Annotated in this window: 16 protein-coding genes; 6 read left to right on the plus strand and 10 right to left on the minus strand. The window is 67.0% G+C overall.

Features of this window, described 5'->3' with window-relative positions; genetic code table 11:
- Positions 1-5: 5 nt before the first annotated feature.
- The 5 genes from QFZ42_RS14445 to QFZ42_RS14465 all read right to left on the minus strand — a co-directional run bounded on the left by QFZ42_RS14445 (position 6) and on the right by QFZ42_RS14465 (position 5,039).
- The gene (locus QFZ42_RS14445; protein ID WP_373423392.1) at positions 6-965 is read right to left on the minus strand and encodes a tripartite tricarboxylate transporter substrate-binding protein; all 960 of its coding nucleotides are present in this window, start codon (positions 963-965) and stop codon (positions 6-8) included.
- A 100-nt stretch (positions 966-1,065) separates the two neighbouring features.
- Positions 1,066-1,947, minus strand: coding sequence for an HpcH/HpaI aldolase/citrate lyase family protein (locus QFZ42_RS14450; protein WP_373423337.1), 882 nt, complete (start codon positions 1,945-1,947; stop codon positions 1,066-1,068).
- A complete protein-coding gene (locus tag QFZ42_RS14455) occupies positions 1,944-3,125 on the minus strand; it encodes a CaiB/BaiF CoA transferase family protein (protein ID WP_307701615.1) in 1,182 nt (393 codons plus the stop codon). The genes QFZ42_RS14450 and QFZ42_RS14455 overlap by 4 nt, the downstream gene beginning before the upstream one ends.
- A gap of 17 nt (positions 3,126-3,142) precedes the next feature.
- Positions 3,143-4,051: an FAS1-like dehydratase domain-containing protein gene (locus tag QFZ42_RS14460; RefSeq protein ID WP_307701616.1), complete on the minus strand. Its 909-nt coding sequence runs from the start codon at positions 4,049-4,051 to the stop codon at positions 3,143-3,145.
- Between the two features lie 10 nt (positions 4,052-4,061).
- The gene (locus QFZ42_RS14465) at positions 4,062-5,039 is read right to left on the minus strand and encodes a tripartite tricarboxylate transporter substrate binding protein (protein ID WP_307701617.1); all 978 of its coding nucleotides are present in this window, start codon (positions 5,037-5,039) and stop codon (positions 4,062-4,064) included.
- A gap of 161 nt (positions 5,040-5,200) precedes the next feature.
- Between QFZ42_RS14465 and QFZ42_RS14470 the strand changes: the two genes are divergently transcribed.
- Positions 5,201-6,112 carry a LysR family transcriptional regulator gene (locus QFZ42_RS14470; RefSeq protein ID WP_307701618.1) on the plus strand — a complete coding sequence of 304 codons (912 nt, stop codon included), beginning with the start codon at positions 5,201-5,203 and terminating at the stop codon, positions 6,110-6,112.
- A 490-nt stretch (positions 6,113-6,602) separates the two neighbouring features.
- On the opposite strand, the gene QFZ42_RS14475 is transcribed toward QFZ42_RS14470, so the two are convergent.
- Positions 6,603-7,781 carry an acetyl-CoA C-acetyltransferase gene (locus QFZ42_RS14475; protein WP_307701619.1) on the minus strand — a complete coding sequence of 393 codons (1,179 nt, stop codon included), beginning with the start codon at positions 7,779-7,781 and terminating at the stop codon, positions 6,603-6,605.
- 43 nt (positions 7,782-7,824) lie between these two features.
- A complete protein-coding gene (gene phaC, locus QFZ42_RS14480; RefSeq protein WP_307704242.1) occupies positions 7,825-9,576 on the minus strand; it encodes a class I poly(R)-hydroxyalkanoic acid synthase in 1,752 nt (583 codons plus the stop codon).
- A gap of 118 nt (positions 9,577-9,694) precedes the next feature.
- Between phaC and QFZ42_RS14485 the strand changes: the two genes are divergently transcribed.
- Positions 9,695-10,015 carry a hypothetical protein gene (locus tag QFZ42_RS14485; protein ID WP_307701620.1) on the plus strand — a complete coding sequence of 107 codons (321 nt, stop codon included), beginning with the start codon at positions 9,695-9,697 and terminating at the stop codon, positions 10,013-10,015.
- Here the strand turns inward: QFZ42_RS14485 and pgeF are convergent.
- Genes pgeF through QFZ42_RS14500 form a run of 3 tightly spaced genes read right to left on the minus strand, consistent with a single transcriptional unit; the run spans position 9,947 to position 12,330 of the window.
- Positions 9,947-10,714 carry a peptidoglycan editing factor PgeF gene (gene pgeF / locus QFZ42_RS14490; RefSeq protein ID WP_307704243.1) on the minus strand — a complete coding sequence of 256 codons (768 nt, stop codon included), beginning with the start codon at positions 10,712-10,714 and terminating at the stop codon, positions 9,947-9,949. The two genes, QFZ42_RS14485 and pgeF, sit on opposite strands and share 69 nt — an antisense overlap.
- A gap of 12 nt (positions 10,715-10,726) precedes the next feature.
- Complete coding sequence (gene maiA / locus QFZ42_RS14495) at positions 10,727-11,365, minus strand: maleylacetoacetate isomerase (RefSeq protein ID WP_307701621.1); 639 nt, start codon at positions 11,363-11,365, stop codon at positions 10,727-10,729.
- A 47-nt stretch (positions 11,366-11,412) separates the two neighbouring features.
- Positions 11,413-12,330, minus strand: a complete 918-nt coding sequence (locus QFZ42_RS14500; RefSeq protein WP_307701622.1) for a tetratricopeptide repeat protein — start codon at positions 12,328-12,330, stop codon at positions 11,413-11,415.
- Between the two features lie 153 nt (positions 12,331-12,483).
- Between QFZ42_RS14500 and QFZ42_RS14505 the strand changes: the two genes are divergently transcribed.
- The 4 genes from QFZ42_RS14505 (at position 12,484) to QFZ42_RS14520 (ending at position 14,930) form a co-directional block, all read left to right on the plus strand.
- Positions 12,484-13,185, plus strand: a complete 702-nt coding sequence (locus tag QFZ42_RS14505; protein WP_307701623.1) for a fumarylacetoacetate hydrolase family protein — start codon at positions 12,484-12,486, stop codon at positions 13,183-13,185.
- 19 nt (positions 13,186-13,204) lie between these two features.
- Positions 13,205-13,756 carry an NUDIX hydrolase gene (locus QFZ42_RS14510; protein WP_307701624.1) on the plus strand — a complete coding sequence of 184 codons (552 nt, stop codon included), beginning with the start codon at positions 13,205-13,207 and terminating at the stop codon, positions 13,754-13,756.
- Positions 13,757-13,761: 5 nt separating this feature from the next.
- Complete coding sequence (locus QFZ42_RS14515; protein WP_307701625.1) at positions 13,762-14,274, plus strand: CreA family protein; 513 nt, start codon at positions 13,762-13,764, stop codon at positions 14,272-14,274.
- A gap of 152 nt (positions 14,275-14,426) precedes the next feature.
- Complete coding sequence (locus QFZ42_RS14520) at positions 14,427-14,930, plus strand: murein hydrolase activator EnvC family protein (RefSeq protein ID WP_307701626.1); 504 nt, start codon at positions 14,427-14,429, stop codon at positions 14,928-14,930.
- Positions 14,931-14,961 lie beyond the last annotated feature (31 nt).

Here is a 14,961-nt window from a genome sequence, read left to right on the forward strand (position 1 = left end):
AGGGCTCAGTCCGCCTGCACGCCCGCCGCGCGAATCACCTTGCCCCACTTCTCGGTTTCGGCCGCGAGGTGGCTGCGCAGGGCTTCGGGCGTGACCTTGTCCATCGGCACGGCCTCGGTACTCAGTTCGGCGAAGCGGTGCTTGACCATGTCGTCCTGCAGCGCGGCACGCAAGGCCGTGTTGAGCTTCTGCATCACCGCCGGCGGCGTGCCCTTGGGCGCGTAGATGCCGTGCCACACCTTCACGTCGAAGCCCTTGAGACCCTGCTCGTCGAGCGTCGGGATGTTGGGCATGCTGGACAGCCGCTTGGGCGTGGTCACGCCGAACACCTTGACGCGGTTGCCGTCCTTGATGACCGGTGCGGTCTGCGTGGTCTGGTCGCACAGCAGATCGACCTGCCCGCCCATCACATCGTTGAGCGCGGGACCGGCGCCCTTGTAGGGCACGGTGGTGAGCTGCACGCCGATCTGGTGCGCGAGGAGCATGCCGCACAGCTGCGACACGGCGCCGATGCCCGCGTTGGCGAGCGTGACCTTGTCCTTGTTGGCCTTCACATAGGCCAGCAGTTCCTGAAAATTGTTGGCCGGAAAGTCCTTGCGTGAAAGCAGCGTCATCGGCACGTCCATCACCTGGCCGACGTATTCGAAGTCTTTCAGTGGGTCGTAGCTGAGCTTCTTGTAGAGCGCGGGCGCGGTCGCCATGCCCATGTGATGGATCAGGATGGTGTAGCCGTTGGGCGCCGCCTTGGCCACGCGCCCGGGTGCGATGGTGCCGCCCGCGCCCACGGTGTTCTCGACGATGACGGTCTGCCCGAGCGACTTGCCCATGGGAATCGCGAGCATGCGCGCCACCACGTCGGTAGGGCCGCCGGCCGAATACGGCACGACCATGGTGATGGGCTTGTCGGGCCAGGGTGCTTGCTGCGCCGTGGCCGGCGTTTGAGCGGCCAGCAGGCAGGCGCCCAGCGATGCCGCGAGTACAGCCCGTGTCTTCCAGTTCCTTGTTGCTTTCACTTCGTTGTCTCCTTGAGGTTATTGGTTTGGTATGTCCGAAGCCCCGCCGCGTTCAGGGCGGCGCTTGCGATTCGAGTGCCAGCAGGCGTTCCGCAAGCCGCACCACGGGTGCGTCGACCATGCGTCCGTCGAGGCTGACGACACCGCCGCCCGCGGCGTGCGTCGCCTCCACCACGCGGCGCGCCCATGCGAGCTCTGCGGTGCTCGGACCGAGCGCGGCATGCACGGGAGCGACCTGGTCCGGGTGAATGCAAAGCTTGCCGCCGAAGCCGCCGCGCCGTGCGCGTGCTGCATCGTTGGCGAGCCGCGCCGTATCGCGCCAATCGGGCGTCACGCCGTCGATGGGCGCCGCAAGCCCGGCGAGGCGCGAGGCCAGCACCAGCGCCAGGCGCACCGGCACAAGTTCGGCCTCTTCCGCATCGCAGGCCAGCCCCAGGTCGGCCTGGAAATCGAGATTGCCGAATGCGAGCCGCAGCACCTGCGGCGCGGCCGCGAGTTCGCGCGCGGCCTCCAGGCCGGCGGCCGATTCGATCAAGGGCACGAGCAGGCCCTTCGGTCCGATGGTCACACCGAGCCGTTGCAGGTCCGCCGCACGCTCGGCCTTCGGCAACATCACGCCGGCGATCAAGCCTTGAGTGGCGAGCTCGCCCAACTCGGCAAGGTCGCCGTCGTGCCACGGCGTGCCACAGGCATTGATGCGCACCAGCAGGCGCTGCCGCTGCGCCACGCTCAGGGCAGAGAAAGAAGCCCTCAGCTGCGCACGCGCCTCCACCTTTCGATCGGGCGCCACGGCGTCTTCCAAGTCGACGATCACGCCGCCCGCGCCGCTGGCCAGCGCGCGCGCATGGCGCTCGGGCCGGTCCGCTGGGACGAACAGGAAGGTGCGCGCCGATGCCAGCTTCAGCAGTGCCGCCGCCGCATGCGTCGTGTTCACACCGCCCCCGCCTCGCGCAGCGCGGCAATCTCGGCATCGCCTCGCCCGAGGCTGCGCAGAATGGCTTCGGTGTGCTCGCCGACGGCGGGCACCGGGTCCATGCGGTAGTCGAACGCGCTCTGGCGGCCCGCCGGCAGCAGGGCCGGAATATCGCCGGCCGGCGAACCCACCTGCCGCCACCGGTCGCGCGCCTGCAATTGCGGATGCGCCCACAGCCCGGCCATATCGTTCATGCGCGCATTGGCAATCTGCGCGGCGTCGAGGCGCTCGACCACCTGCACAGTACTGAGCGCCGCGAAAGTCTCCACGATGATGGCGCGCAGCGCCTCGCGGTTGTCGTTGCGCCGCGCATTGCTGTCGAAGCGCGGGTCGGTGGCGAGCCCCGCCTGCAGCAGCACCTTCTCGCAAAACGTGCGCCATTCGCGCTCGTTCTGCAGCCCCAGCATCACCGTGCCGCCGTCGCCCGCGGGAAACGGCCCGTAAGGATAGATGGTCGCGTGCGAAGCGGCACTGCGCGGCGGCGGCGGGGCGCCGTCGTAGGCGTAGTACATCGGATAGCCCATCCACTCGGCGAGCGATTCGAGCATCGACACGTCGATGTGCGAGCCCTTGCCGGTCTTGCCGCGTTGCAGCAGCGCCGCGAGGATGCCGGTGTACGCGTACATGCCTGCCGCAATGTCGGCAATGGAGTTGCCCGACTTGCACGGATCGTCCGGCGTGCCCGTGACCGACAGGAAACCCGCTTCGCTCTGAATCAGCAGGTCGTAGGCCTTCTTGTCGCGATACGGGCCGTCTTCGCCGTAGCCCGAGATGTCGCAGACGATGAGCCGCGGATGCTTCGCCTGCAGCGCTTCGGCCCCCAGGCCCATGCGCGCAGCCGCGCCGGGCGCCAGGTTCTGTACCAGCACGTCGGCCTCGGCCACCAGCTCCTGCAGCACCGCGAGCGCGGCGGGCTGCTTGAGGTCGAGCGTGAGGCTTTCCTTCGACCGATTCACCCACACGAAGTGCGAGGCTTCGCCGCCCACGCGCGCGTCGTAGGCGCGCGCAAAGTCACCCACGCCGGGGCGTTCCACCTTGATCACGCGGGCGCCGAGGTCGGCCAGTTGCCGCGTGCAGAACGGTGCCGCAATCGCGTGTTCGAGCGAAACGACCGTGATGCCGTCGAGAGGTCTTGTCATGCGCTTGTTCTCCCTGTTCATGCGAGCACGGCCGTGGCCTGCATCGTGAGCCAGCCGTCGGCGTCTTCGCCCCACAGACTGAAGGTCTTGCCGTCGGTGCTGCCTTCGGCCGGCTTGCCGTGCACGCGGAACGGCGCAATGTCGAAGGTCGGCCGCACGGCGCGAAATTCGAAGCGCGCAAGCTGTGCGCCGGGCACGTTGCGGCGCAGCAGGTCGACCAGGAGCGTGGCGATCAGCGGGCCGTGCACGATCAGCCCCGGATAGCCCTCGACCTGCGTCACGTAGCGGCGGTCGTAGTGGATGCGGTGGCCGTTGAAAGTAAGCGCGGAGTAGCGGAACAGCAGCACGTCGTCGGGGACGAGCTCGCGGCTGAACGCGGCGTCCTTCGGTGCCGGCGTGGGCGGCGGGGTTTTCTCGCCGGGTTCGGCCGCGGCGCGGTAGACGATGTCGTGCTCCTCGGTCAACGCGAGGCCGCGCGCGTTGTGCACTTCATGCCGAACGAGCACGAACACCAGTTCGCCGCTGCGGCCCGCCTTGTGGGTGACCGAGGCGATGGTCGAGGTGCGCTCGACCGCATCGCCCACCTGCAGCGGATTGCCCTCTTCCCACGCGAGCCGCCCGCCGGCCCACATGCGGCGCGGCAGCGGCACCGGGGGCAGGAAGCTGCCGCGCTTCGCATGGCCGTCCTCGCCGATCTCGGACTGGCGATGGTGCGGCAGGAAATAGAGCCAGTGCCAGAGCGCGGGCAGGCGCGTACCGGTGCCAGGAAGTGGGTCGTCGCGATCGAGCGTGGCCGAGAGCGCGCGCACGGGCGCGGCGGTGATCTCGTCGGCCAGCGTTTCGCTGCGGCCCTGCCAACCCTGGAGCTTTGCCAGCGTGTCGCTGTCGATCGATGGGGAGGACTTTTCCTGCATGTGATTGCTCATGGTTTTTTCTTCAATCCACCGCCGCACCCGATGCCTTGACGATGCGCGCCCACTTGGCGAGGTCGTCCTGCAGCAGCTTCGCAAACTGGTCGGGCGTGGTGGGCGCCGCAATCTCGACGCCCTGCTGGTCGAGCTTGTCGCGCAGGTCCTTGGCGGCCAGCGCCTTGCGCGTGGCCTCCTGCAGCGTGGCCAGCACATCGGCCGGCACGCCCGCGGGCGCGAACAGGCCGATCCAGAGCGTGCCGTTGTAGCCCGGCACCGCCTCGGCAATGGCGGGCACATCGGGCAGCACCGGCGAGCGCTTGTCGCCGCTGACCGCCAGCGCGCGCAGCTTGCCGGCCTTGATGTGCGAGAGCGCCGAGGGCAGGCTCGCGAACACGATCGGCAGTTGCCCGCCGAGCACGTCGTTCAGCGCGGGCGCCACGCCCTTGTACGGCACGTGCTGCAGCGAAATGCCCGCCATGCTGTTGAGCATTTCGCCCAGCAGGTGGTTGAGCGTGCCGTTGCCGGCCGAGGCGTACTGGTAGTTGGCGCCCTTCTGCCGCGCGAGCTTCAGGAACTCGTTGAGATCTTTCGCGGGAAACGACGGGTTGACCAGCAGCACGTTGGGCACCGCGCCGATCAGGCCCACGGGCTTGAAGTCTTTCACCGGGTCGAAGCCCGCGTTCTTGTAGAGCGCCGGGTTGATCGCCTGGCTGCTGCTGATGGTCATGAGCAGCGTGTAGCCGTCCTTCGGTCCTTTGGCGACGAACTGCGTGCCGATGTTCCCGCCGGCGCCGGGACGGTTGTCGACCACCACGCTGGCATTCATCACCTCGCCGAGCTTCTGGCCGACGAGGCGGCCCACGATGTCGTTGGTGCCGCCCGCGGCCTGCGGCACGATGAGGGTGACCGGGCGCGATGGATAGGGTTCGGCGCGCGCTGGGCCGGTGTGGATCAGGGCGGCAGCGGCGGCAAACGCCAGGGTCGCGAGCGCGCGAAACCCCATGTTTGCAAGATTGGTAGAGCAGCGGACTTTTAATCCGTTGGTCGCTGGTTGGTGTTGTTGTGTCTCCATGGCCGCATGGTGTTCCGCCCCACCGCTGCGCGCAATCTGCGATTTCGGAACCCAGCCTTCTGAATTCCCGAAGGCTTGGGTACGATGGCACCATGCTTTTCGATCTGACCGACCTGCGCCTTTTCGTTGCCGCGGCCGAACTCGGCAACCTCACGCGCGCGGCCGAGCGGCAGCACTTGTCGCTTGCGGCGGCCAGTGCGCGCATCAAAGCGCTCGAAACGCAGGCGGGCTTGCAGCTGCTGCAGCGCGAAGCACGCGGCGTGCGGCTCCTGCCACCGGGAGAAGCCTTCCTGCACCACGCACGCCTGGTGCTGCACCAGACCGAGCAGTTGCGCGCCGATCTGCTCGAATACGGCGGAGGCCTCCGCGGCCATTTGCGCGTGTTCGCCAACACCACGGCGGTAACGGACTTCCTGCCCGAGATCCTCCCCGGCTTCCTGGCGCACAACCCGCGCATCAACGTCGACCTTCAAGAAAAACCGAATGCTCAGATCCCGCGCGGCGTGCTCGACGGACGCGCCGACATCGGCATCGCGGCCGGCCGCGTCGACACGCTGGGGCTGGAAGCGATTCACTTCAGCACTGACCGGCTGGTGCTCGTCACCTCGCGCAAGCACCGCTTCGCAAAGCGCCGCAAGATTTCATTCGCGGAGACGCTCGACGAAGATGCCATCGGCATGCAGCAAGGCAGCACGCTGCAAGCGTTTCTCTCGCAGATCACCGACAACCTCGGCAAGCGCCAGAAGCTGCGCATCCAGCTCGGCAGCTTCGATGCGATGTGCCGGATGATCGGCAGCGGCGTGGGCATTGGCGTGGTGCCGGAGTCGGCGGCGCGGCGCAACCAGGAGAGCATGCAGCTCGCGCTGATCGACCTCAGCGACGCGTGGTGTGTGCGGGAGCGCTATCTGCTGGTGCGCGACCGGGCGGCACTACCGATTTATGCGCAGGCGCTGGTCGAAACGCTGTGCCGGCACTATGCCGTTGAGCAGGCTGCAATCGACTGAGACCAGAAAACAAGGACTTGCACGCGAATCGTGAAGAAGCCGGTGCCATCCCCATTTTCCGTGGACAACTTTGGGGATAACTGATGTGCTTCCTTGTAAATGCGATTTAAGTTGTTGTTTTACAAAGAAAATAATCAGTTTGCTGAAAATTTGTGCGGTGAACAAAGTGGAGTTGCTGTTCAGGGCGTGTGCACAGGCCACCGGGTACTCCCCTCCGCGAATGTCCCCCGGCTTCGCCTCCTCCTTGATTTCGCTGCGGGGAGCACCCGATGCCCTGTGCACCAAGGCACGCTGCTGGTGTGCAGCCGATCAACGACCGGCGCGCATAACGCACCCGTCGATGGGGTGCCTTGCGCAGCGAAATCAAGGAGGAGCCCGAAGGGCGGGGGACATTCGCGGAGCAAGGTACCCCGTCGGCGGGTGCGCCGCCCTGAACAGGCAGCGCATTCAAACCGAGGGCGCCGCTCGATCGAGGCGCCCCCAAGGAAACTCAACGCTCGATCGTCAGCGCCACACCCATGCCACCGCCGATGCACAGCGACGCAATGCCCTTCTTGGCGTTCTGGCGCTGCATTTCGTGCAGCAGCGTCACGAGAATGCGGCAACCCGACGCGCCGATGGGGTGGCCGATGGCAATGGCGCCGCCGTTCACGTTCACCTTGTTCACGTCCCAACCCATTTCCTTGTTCACGGCGCAGGCCTGCGCGGCGAAGGCTTCGTTGATCTCGAGCAGGTCGAGGTCGGCGGCCTTCCAGCCCGCGCGCTGCAGCGCCTTGGTCGACGCGGGCACCGGGCCCATGCCCATGATGGCCGGGTCGAGGCCGGCGGTGGCGTAGCTCGCAATGCGGCCCAGCGGCTTCAGGCCGAGGGAGGCGGCCTTCTTGGCCGTCATCACCATCACGGCGGCGGCGCCGTCGTTCAGGCCCGAGGCGTTGCCCGCGGTCACGCCGCCGGCCTTGTCGAAAGCCGGGCGCAGACCGGCGAGGCCTTCGGCGTTGGTCTTGCGGTTGATGAACTCGTCCTTGTCGAAGACGATCGGGTCGCCCTTCTTCTGCGGGATGCTCACCGGCACGATCTCGTCCTTGAACTTGCCTGCATCTTGCGCGGCCGCGGCCTTGGTCTGGCTGCCGAGCGCGAGTTCGTCCTGCGCGGCACGGTCGATGCCGAACTTCTTGGCCACGTTCTCGGCGGTGATGCCCATGTGGTACTGGTTGTAGACGTCCCACAGGCCGTCCACGATCATGGTGTCGACCAGCTTCCAGTCGCCCATGCGCTGGCCGTTGCGCGAGTTGGGCAGCACATGCGGCGCAGCGCTCATGTTCTCCTGGCCGCCGGCAATCACGATTTCGCTGTCGCCGGTGGCCACGGCCTGCGCCGCGAGCATCACGGCCTTCAGGCCCGAACCGCACACGGCATTGATGGTGAGCGCCGGGGTTTCCTTGGCGCCGCCGCTCTTGAGCCATGCCTGCCGCGCGGGGTTCTGGCCCGCGCCGGCGGCCAGCACCTGGCCCATGATGGCTTCGCCAATCTGGTCGGCCGTGAGGTTGGCGCGTGCAATCACTTCCTTGATCACGAGGGCGCCCAGCTCGGTGGCCGCAATGCCCGCGAGCGAGCCGCCGAACTTGCCGACCGCCGTGCGCGCAGCCGAAACGATGACGATGTCTTCCATGAGGTTCTCCGTTGAAGTGATCTGAAAAAATGAAAGCGATGGGTCAGGCGCGCGCCTTGACATAGCGGCCCGGCGCCGGCTCGATGGCCTTGTAGGTCTTGCCGTTGCCGTAGGTCTTGGGTGCGGGAACCTGCTTGCCCGCATGGCCCTTGAGCCATTGTGCCCAGTCGGTCCACCAGCTGCCGGGGTGCTCGGTCGCGCCGGCCAGCCACTCGGCCTGCGTCTTCGGAAACTTGCCGTCCTCGCGGATCCAGTGGCTGCGCTTCTTCTTGGCGGGCGGGTTGATCACGCCGGCGATGTGGCCCGAAGCGCCCATGACGAAGCGCTTCTTGCCCGGCAGCAGCTGTGTCGACGCGTACGCGCCGCCGATGGGCACGATGTGGTCTTCGCGCGAGCCGTAGATGTACGCCGGGACATCGATCTTGCCGAGGTCGACTTTCTGGCCGCACACCGTGAGCGCATTGGGCTTCGCGAGCTTGTTCTCGTGGTACGTGTTGCGCAGGTACCAGGTGTAGAACGGGCCCGGCAGGTTCGTGGCGTCGCTGTTCCAGTACAAGAGGTCGAACGGCGGAGGCGTTTCGCCCTTGAGGTAGTTGCCGACGACGTAGTTCCACACGAGGTCGTTGGGCCGCAGAAAGCTGAAGGTCGAGGACAGGTCCATGCCCGGCAGCAGGCCGCCCTTGCCGAGCTGCATTTCGCGGTACGCCACCATCGGCTCGTCCACGAAGATGTCGAGAATGCCGGTGTCGCTGAAGTCCAGGAACGTGGTGAGCAGCGTGACCGAGGCGGCCGGCTTCTCGCCGCGCGCCGCGAGCACGGCCAGCGCGGTGCTCAGGATGGTGCCGCCCACGCAGAAACCCAGCGCATTGATCTGCTTGCTGCCACTGATCTCCTGCACCGTGCGGATCGCCTTGATGGCGGCGTTCTCGATGTAGTCGTCCCAGGTGGCGTTGGCGAGCGATTCGTCGGGGTTGCGCCAGCTCACCACGAACACCCGGTGTCCCTGCTCGTTCGCATAGCGGATCAGCGAGTTCTCGGGCTGCAGGTCGAGGATGTAGAACTTGTTGATGCAGGGCGGCACCAGCAGGAAGGGCCGCTCGTACACCTTGGCCGTGAGCGGCTTGTATTCGAGCAACTGGAACAGCTCGTTCTCGAACACCACGGCGCCCTCGGTGGTGGCCACGTTGCGCCCCACCTCGAAGGCGCTCTCGTCGGTCATGCTGAGGTGGCCCTGCTTGACGTCGTGCAGCAAGTTCTGAATGCCCTTGGCAATGCTCTCGCCCTGCGTCTCGATGGCTTTTTTCTGGGCTTCGGCATTCAACGCCAGCGAATTGCTCGGCGACGAGGCCGCCATCCATTGCTCGACGGCGAAGCGCAGGCGGGCCTTGGTCTTTTCATCGGCGTCGATGGCCTCGGCCATGTTCAGCATGGTGCGGCCGTTGAGCAGGTACACGGCCGCCGAAAAGGCCGCGAGCGGATTGCTGCCCCACGCTTCGGAGGCAAAGCGCTTGTCGCCTTCGGGCTTGGCGGCCAAGCCCTGGCGCCAGAGTTCGGAGGCCTCCGCCACATACTGCTGCTGGATGGATTGAAGCTTCTCGGGGTCGATCGAGAGCTTGGGCAAATCAGGCATCTTGGCTGCCTGGGGCATCTGCCACAGCGGCGTGCCGCCCACGTTGAAGGCCGAAGCCCCCTGCGCGGCGGATTGCTGGAACGACTCCAGCGCCTGGGTCCATCCCTCTGAAAGCGCTTGCTGAAAAGGCGCGAACGCATCGGCCCCGGTGGCTGGTTGCTTCATCATGTCTCCTGGTCCTCGCCTGACTGAGTCGGTACGGATGGCTGCTCGTGTTTTGAGTATGCTGCATTTCACAAGGCGCTCACAACGCCGCCCACCTACTTACCGACTGAAACTTCCTGTGTTCATCCACCTGATCGTGATCGGCTGGCTCTACGTTGTCGTGATGATGGCGGTGGCCGAAGCCACCAACACCACGGGCACCGTGCTGGGCGCCATCTTCACATTTCTTTTGTACGGATTGGCGCCGGTGGCACTGGTGGTTTACCTGATGGGTGCCCCCGGTCGGCGGCGCGCGGTCAAGCAGCGCGAAGCCGAGGCGCAGGAGGCGGCCCGCCGCGCCGCCGCCGGCGAGGCAGCCGCGAAGGAAGGCTCACACCTTCCAGACCAACGCGGCGAAGCGCCCGCTGATGCCGTCCCGCCGGTGCGAAAAGAACCGTGACGCGTTGCCGACGGTGCACCAATCGGCGCCGCCGTCGTTGCCATACACCGCCTCGATACCGGCGGCGCGCAGCCGCTGGCGTGCCAATGCAGGCAGGTCGGCCAGCCATTTGCCGGGCGCTGGCGCGGGTTTGAAACAATTTGCAGCTTCGGGCGCATGCGCTTCGAACGCGGCCTTGACCTCCGGTCCGACCTCGAACGCCGCAGGGCCGATGCAGGGTCCCAGCCACGCGATGACGTTGGCCGCGCCACGTGCCGGCCCGGTCTCGAAGCTCTTGAACGTGTGTTCGAGCACCCCACCCGCCAGCCCGCGCCATCCTGCATGCGCAGCAGCCACCCGGTGTCCCGACGCGTCGGCGAAGAGCACCGGCAGGCAGTCCGCCACCATGATCGTACAAGCCGGGCCGATCGCCGTGGTGGTGCAGGCATCGGCGGCAGCGCCGTCGGGCAAGGGGCCGTTGCCGGATTCGAGCGCCACCACCCCGTTGCCATGCACCTGCTGCAGGAAGACCGGCTGCGCGCCGATGGCCTGCCGCAGGCGTGCGCGGTTGGCAGCGACATGCGCCGGCTCGTCGCCTACGTGGTCGCCGAGGTTGAGGCTTTCATAGCGCCCGGTCGACACGCCGCCGCCGCGCGTGGTGCACAGCGCCCGCAGGTTCGACGACGCCGGCCAATCGGGCACGAGCCAGCGCGGGTCCATGGCGGCGCTCAATCAGGCTTCCGCATCGGGCGCCTGCGAAGGCTGGGCGCGCTGGAAGGCGTCGAGATTCATGCAGGCCTCGAAGGCGGCCATGGTGCGCGGGAGGCCGCTGAAGTCGCAGTCGAAGCGCTTGCCGTTGAAGATCTGCGGCACCAGGCAGCAGTCGGCCAGCGTGGGCGTGTTGCCGTAGCAGAAGGTGCCGCCCGGGTGCTGCGCGAGCTGGCGCTCGAAGGCCAGCATGCCGTCGCGCACCCAGTGGCGGTACCAGGTGTTCTTGGCTTCGTCGTCGAGCTTGAGCTCCTTCACCAGGTACTTGAGCACGCGCAGGTTGTTCAGCGGATGAATCTCGCAGGCAATCGACTGGGCCAGCGCGCGCACATGCGCCCGGCCCACCGGGTCGTGCGGCAGCAGCGGCGGCTCGGGGTGGGTTTCGTCGAGGTATTCGATGATGGCCATCGACTGCGAAAAGCGCTCGCCCTCGTCTTCGAGCAGCGGCACCAGCATGTCGGCCGAAATCGCCGAATAGGGACCCGTGCGATGGTCGCCGCGGGCAATGTGCACCGGCACGTAGTCGAAGTCCAGGCCCTTCAGATTGAGCGCGATGCGCACGCGGAACGACGAGGAGGAGCGGAAGTAGTTATGCAGCTTCATGATGTTTCCAAGGATAGCGCCGCTGTGCGCCGGCAACGGGGCTTCGGTCAGCAACGCCGGGGGGCCGGCAGCACGCAGCGGAAGCCGTGCAGCACGGCCTTCGGCGCGGTTGCGGCCTGCCATTCGTCGAGAATGCGGCGCGCTCCGGCCTCCTCGCGCGAGGCGATGCCCAGTCGCCACGGCCCGAGCGTGCCGGCCGCCTCGCCCTCGCCGTGGTTGTGCCTGCCCTCGCCATGGGGACGGCCTTCGGAGCATGCGCGGCAGAGCACCTCCATGCTGTCGGTCCAGTTCTCGGCAAAGGTGTCCACGGTCTTGAAGCGCTGCACCAGCGCCTCGATGTCCTCCGAGCTCACGCCCTCCACCGAAACCTCGTAGGTCGCGTGCTCCGACGGCGCAATCAGCTCCAGCGCATCGAACACCGCCACCTCGCGTTCGCCTCGCAGCCGGTAGCCATTGGGCGCGCCGTCGTGCAGCACCAGGTCGCCATAGCGGTGGCCGCAGGCGGGCGTGGGCACGTTGCGCAGGATGGCCCGCGCCGGATCGATGCGGTCGGCCCAGACCACCTCGGTGCCCTCGTCGCCGTGCACGCGAATCGGCGTGAGCCCGACGAAATAATCGACCGGCCCTTCGCCGTCCGGAATGCCGATGCCGTACTGGCGCCATGCGCGGCGTGCCGTGGCCCAGTCGCCCAGCGCGGTGGCCGCAATGCCCAGGTTCCACAGCGCGCCCTCGTAGCCCGGTTCGCACTGCACGGCCCGCGCGTTGGCCTGCAGCGAGGCAGCCCATTCGCCGCGGTACTTGTGGATGAGGCCGGCGTTGTACCAAGGCACTGCCCATCCGGGATGGATCGCGCTCGCCTGGGCATACGCCTCGAGGGCGCCGTCCTGGTCGCCCTCGTCGTCGCGCCGGCGGCCGAGTTCGTTGTAGGCCGTGGCTTTGCCGGCTTTGCTGATTCGCAGAGGCATGGTGTGCTGGGAGGAGATCGGGGAAGATCGAGGAAATAGCGCGGGCGCCTATTGTGAGCCGCCCGACCATCCCGAGCCAGGCCCTGCGGCATGCCCTGCCCCACCTCTGGCACACTGCCGTTTTTCTCCGTTCCGCTGAAAAGGACAGACGCAATGGCTTCCGAGTTTGTTTTCGCCCCGCCCCCGACCGTTTCGATTCCCGTCGTCGGGCAGCCGGCCCGTTTTCCGGTGCACCGCATCTACTGCGTGGGCCGCAACTACGAAGATCACGCCAAGGAAATGGGCTTCACCGGCCGCGAACCGCCCTTCTTCTTCATGAAGCCCACCGACGCGCTGGTGGTGGTCGATGCGGGCCAGACCGGCACCATGGCCTACCCCACGCTCACGAAGAACCTGCACCACGAGATCGAACTCGTGGTGGCCATCGGCACCGGCGGCAAGAACATCACGGCGGCCGATGCGCACAAGCACATCTATGGCTACGCCGTCGGCCTGGACATGACGCGCCGCGACCTGCAAGGCGAGATGAAGAAGCAGGGCCGCCCCTGGGACATCGGCAAGGGTTTCGAGCAGAGCGCACCCATCGGCCCCATCGTGCCGGTGGCCCAAGCCGGGGACGCAGAGAACGCCGAGATCTCGCTGCAGGTGAACGGCACCGACCGCCAGCGCAGCACGGTGAGCAAGCTGATCTGGAACGTGGCCGAGACCATCGAGCACCTGTCGGCCGCGTGGGAGCTGCAGCCCGGCGACCTGATCTACAGCGGCACGCCCGAAGGCGTGGCGGCCGTGGTGGCGGGCGACACGCTGGTCGGCGAAGTGGCCGGCCTGCCCAAGCTGACCGTCAAGGTCATCTGAAGCCCCACGCCACGCTCCAATGATCCTGCGCGTCCCCATCAAGCACTGCAAGAACTGCGGCACCGCGGTGGTCTACCGCGTTCCGGACGACGGCGACACCAAGGAACGCGCCGTGTGCCCGGCCTGCAGCACCATTCATTACGAGAACCCGCTGAACGTGGTGGGCACCATTCCCGTCCTCGGCGACAAGGTGCTGCTGTGCAAGCGCAACATCGAGCCGCGCTGGGGCAAGTGGACGCTGCCGGCGGGCTTCATGGAGCTGGGCGAAACCGCGGCCCAGGGCGCGGCCCGTGAGACCGACGAGGAGGCTGGCGCCCACTACGAGATGCAGGGCCTGTATGCGGTGATCAGCGTGGTGCGCGTGGGCCAGGTGCACCTGTTCTACCGCGCCCGCCTGCTCGACGACCGCTTCGACCCGGGCCACGAAACCATCGAGGCCCGGCTCTTCACCGAGGAAGAAATTCCGTGGGAAGAAATCGCCTTTCGCACTGTGCGCGAGGCGCTGGAACATTTCTTCGAAGACCGGCGGCGCGGCAGCTTCGACCGCGTGCACGAACTCAGCATCGTTTGAAACACATGACCATCCAGGCACAACGCGCGCCCGCGCTCCTGCGCGCAGCGCTCGCATCCACCGTTGTCGTCGGCCTGGGCCTTGCGCTGGCTTCGCCGGGACGAGCAGAAATAGTGGGCGACGTCGACACCGCGTTCAAGCTCATCGGCCCCGACCACAAGATCGTGGTCGAGGCCTACGACGATCCCAAGGTCAGCGGCGTGACCTGCTACGTCTCGCGCGCCAAGACCGGCGGCCTGGCCGGCGCCTTCGGCGTTGCGGAAGACAAGTCCGAAGCTTCCATTGCCTGCCGCCAGGTCGGTCCGGTCAGCATCACGCAGCCCTTGCCCAAGCGCGAGGAGGTGTACACCGAGCGGCTGTCGATTCTCTTCAAGCGGCTGCGCGTGGTGCGCATGGTCGATGCCAGGCGCAACACCCTGGTCTATCTCACCTATTCCGACCTGCTGATCGACGGCTCGCCCAAGAACAGCGTGACGGCGGTGCCGATCGACCGCGGCACCCCTATTCCTCTCAAGTAGATCCGGAGCCAGATCCAAAGCCGGCCAGCCGCTTCGCCTCCTTCACCCGCCCGCATCGCCGGCTCCCGCGGGTTTGCTAGCATGCGCGAGGTGGCTCGCCCGGCGCGCCGAGCCGAAGGAACCCTCAGCAACGAATTCGTTCCAACAGAGTCATGCACGTTCAAACCATCCTTTTCCGTACCGGCGCCGCGCTCCTCGTGGCGGCCGGCCTTGCAGCCTGCACCACGCCGCAACCGCCTGTTCGGCCGGGCGTGAACATTCCACCGCCGGTCCAGCAGCCGCAGGCCCAGTTCATCCGTCCCGCCAGCGGCTCCACCATTGCCCGCTTCGACGGCGTGCGCAGCAAGGGACTCGACATCGCGGGCAATCTCGGCGACCCCATCGTCGCCTCGGCCGACGGCCGCGTGGTGTACGTGGGCAGCGAACTGCGCGGCTACGGGAACATGGTCATCGTCAAGCACAACGAGACCTTCCTGACCGCATACGCCCACGCGCAAACCATCCTCGTCAAGGAGAACGCGGTGGTGCGCCAAGGCCAGAAAATCGCGGAAATGGGCAAGAGCGACGCCGACCGCGTGAAGGTGCATTTCGAAATCCGCAAGAACGGCACCGCCGTCGATCCCGAGCCCTACCTGAGCGGGCGCCTGCAGCAATAGCAAGCAACAGGCCCGCGCCCTCTACCGGGCC

This window comes from Variovorax paradoxus (assembly GCF_030815855.1).
Classification (GTDB): Bacteria; Pseudomonadota; Gammaproteobacteria; order Burkholderiales; family Burkholderiaceae_C; genus Variovorax; species Variovorax paradoxus_M.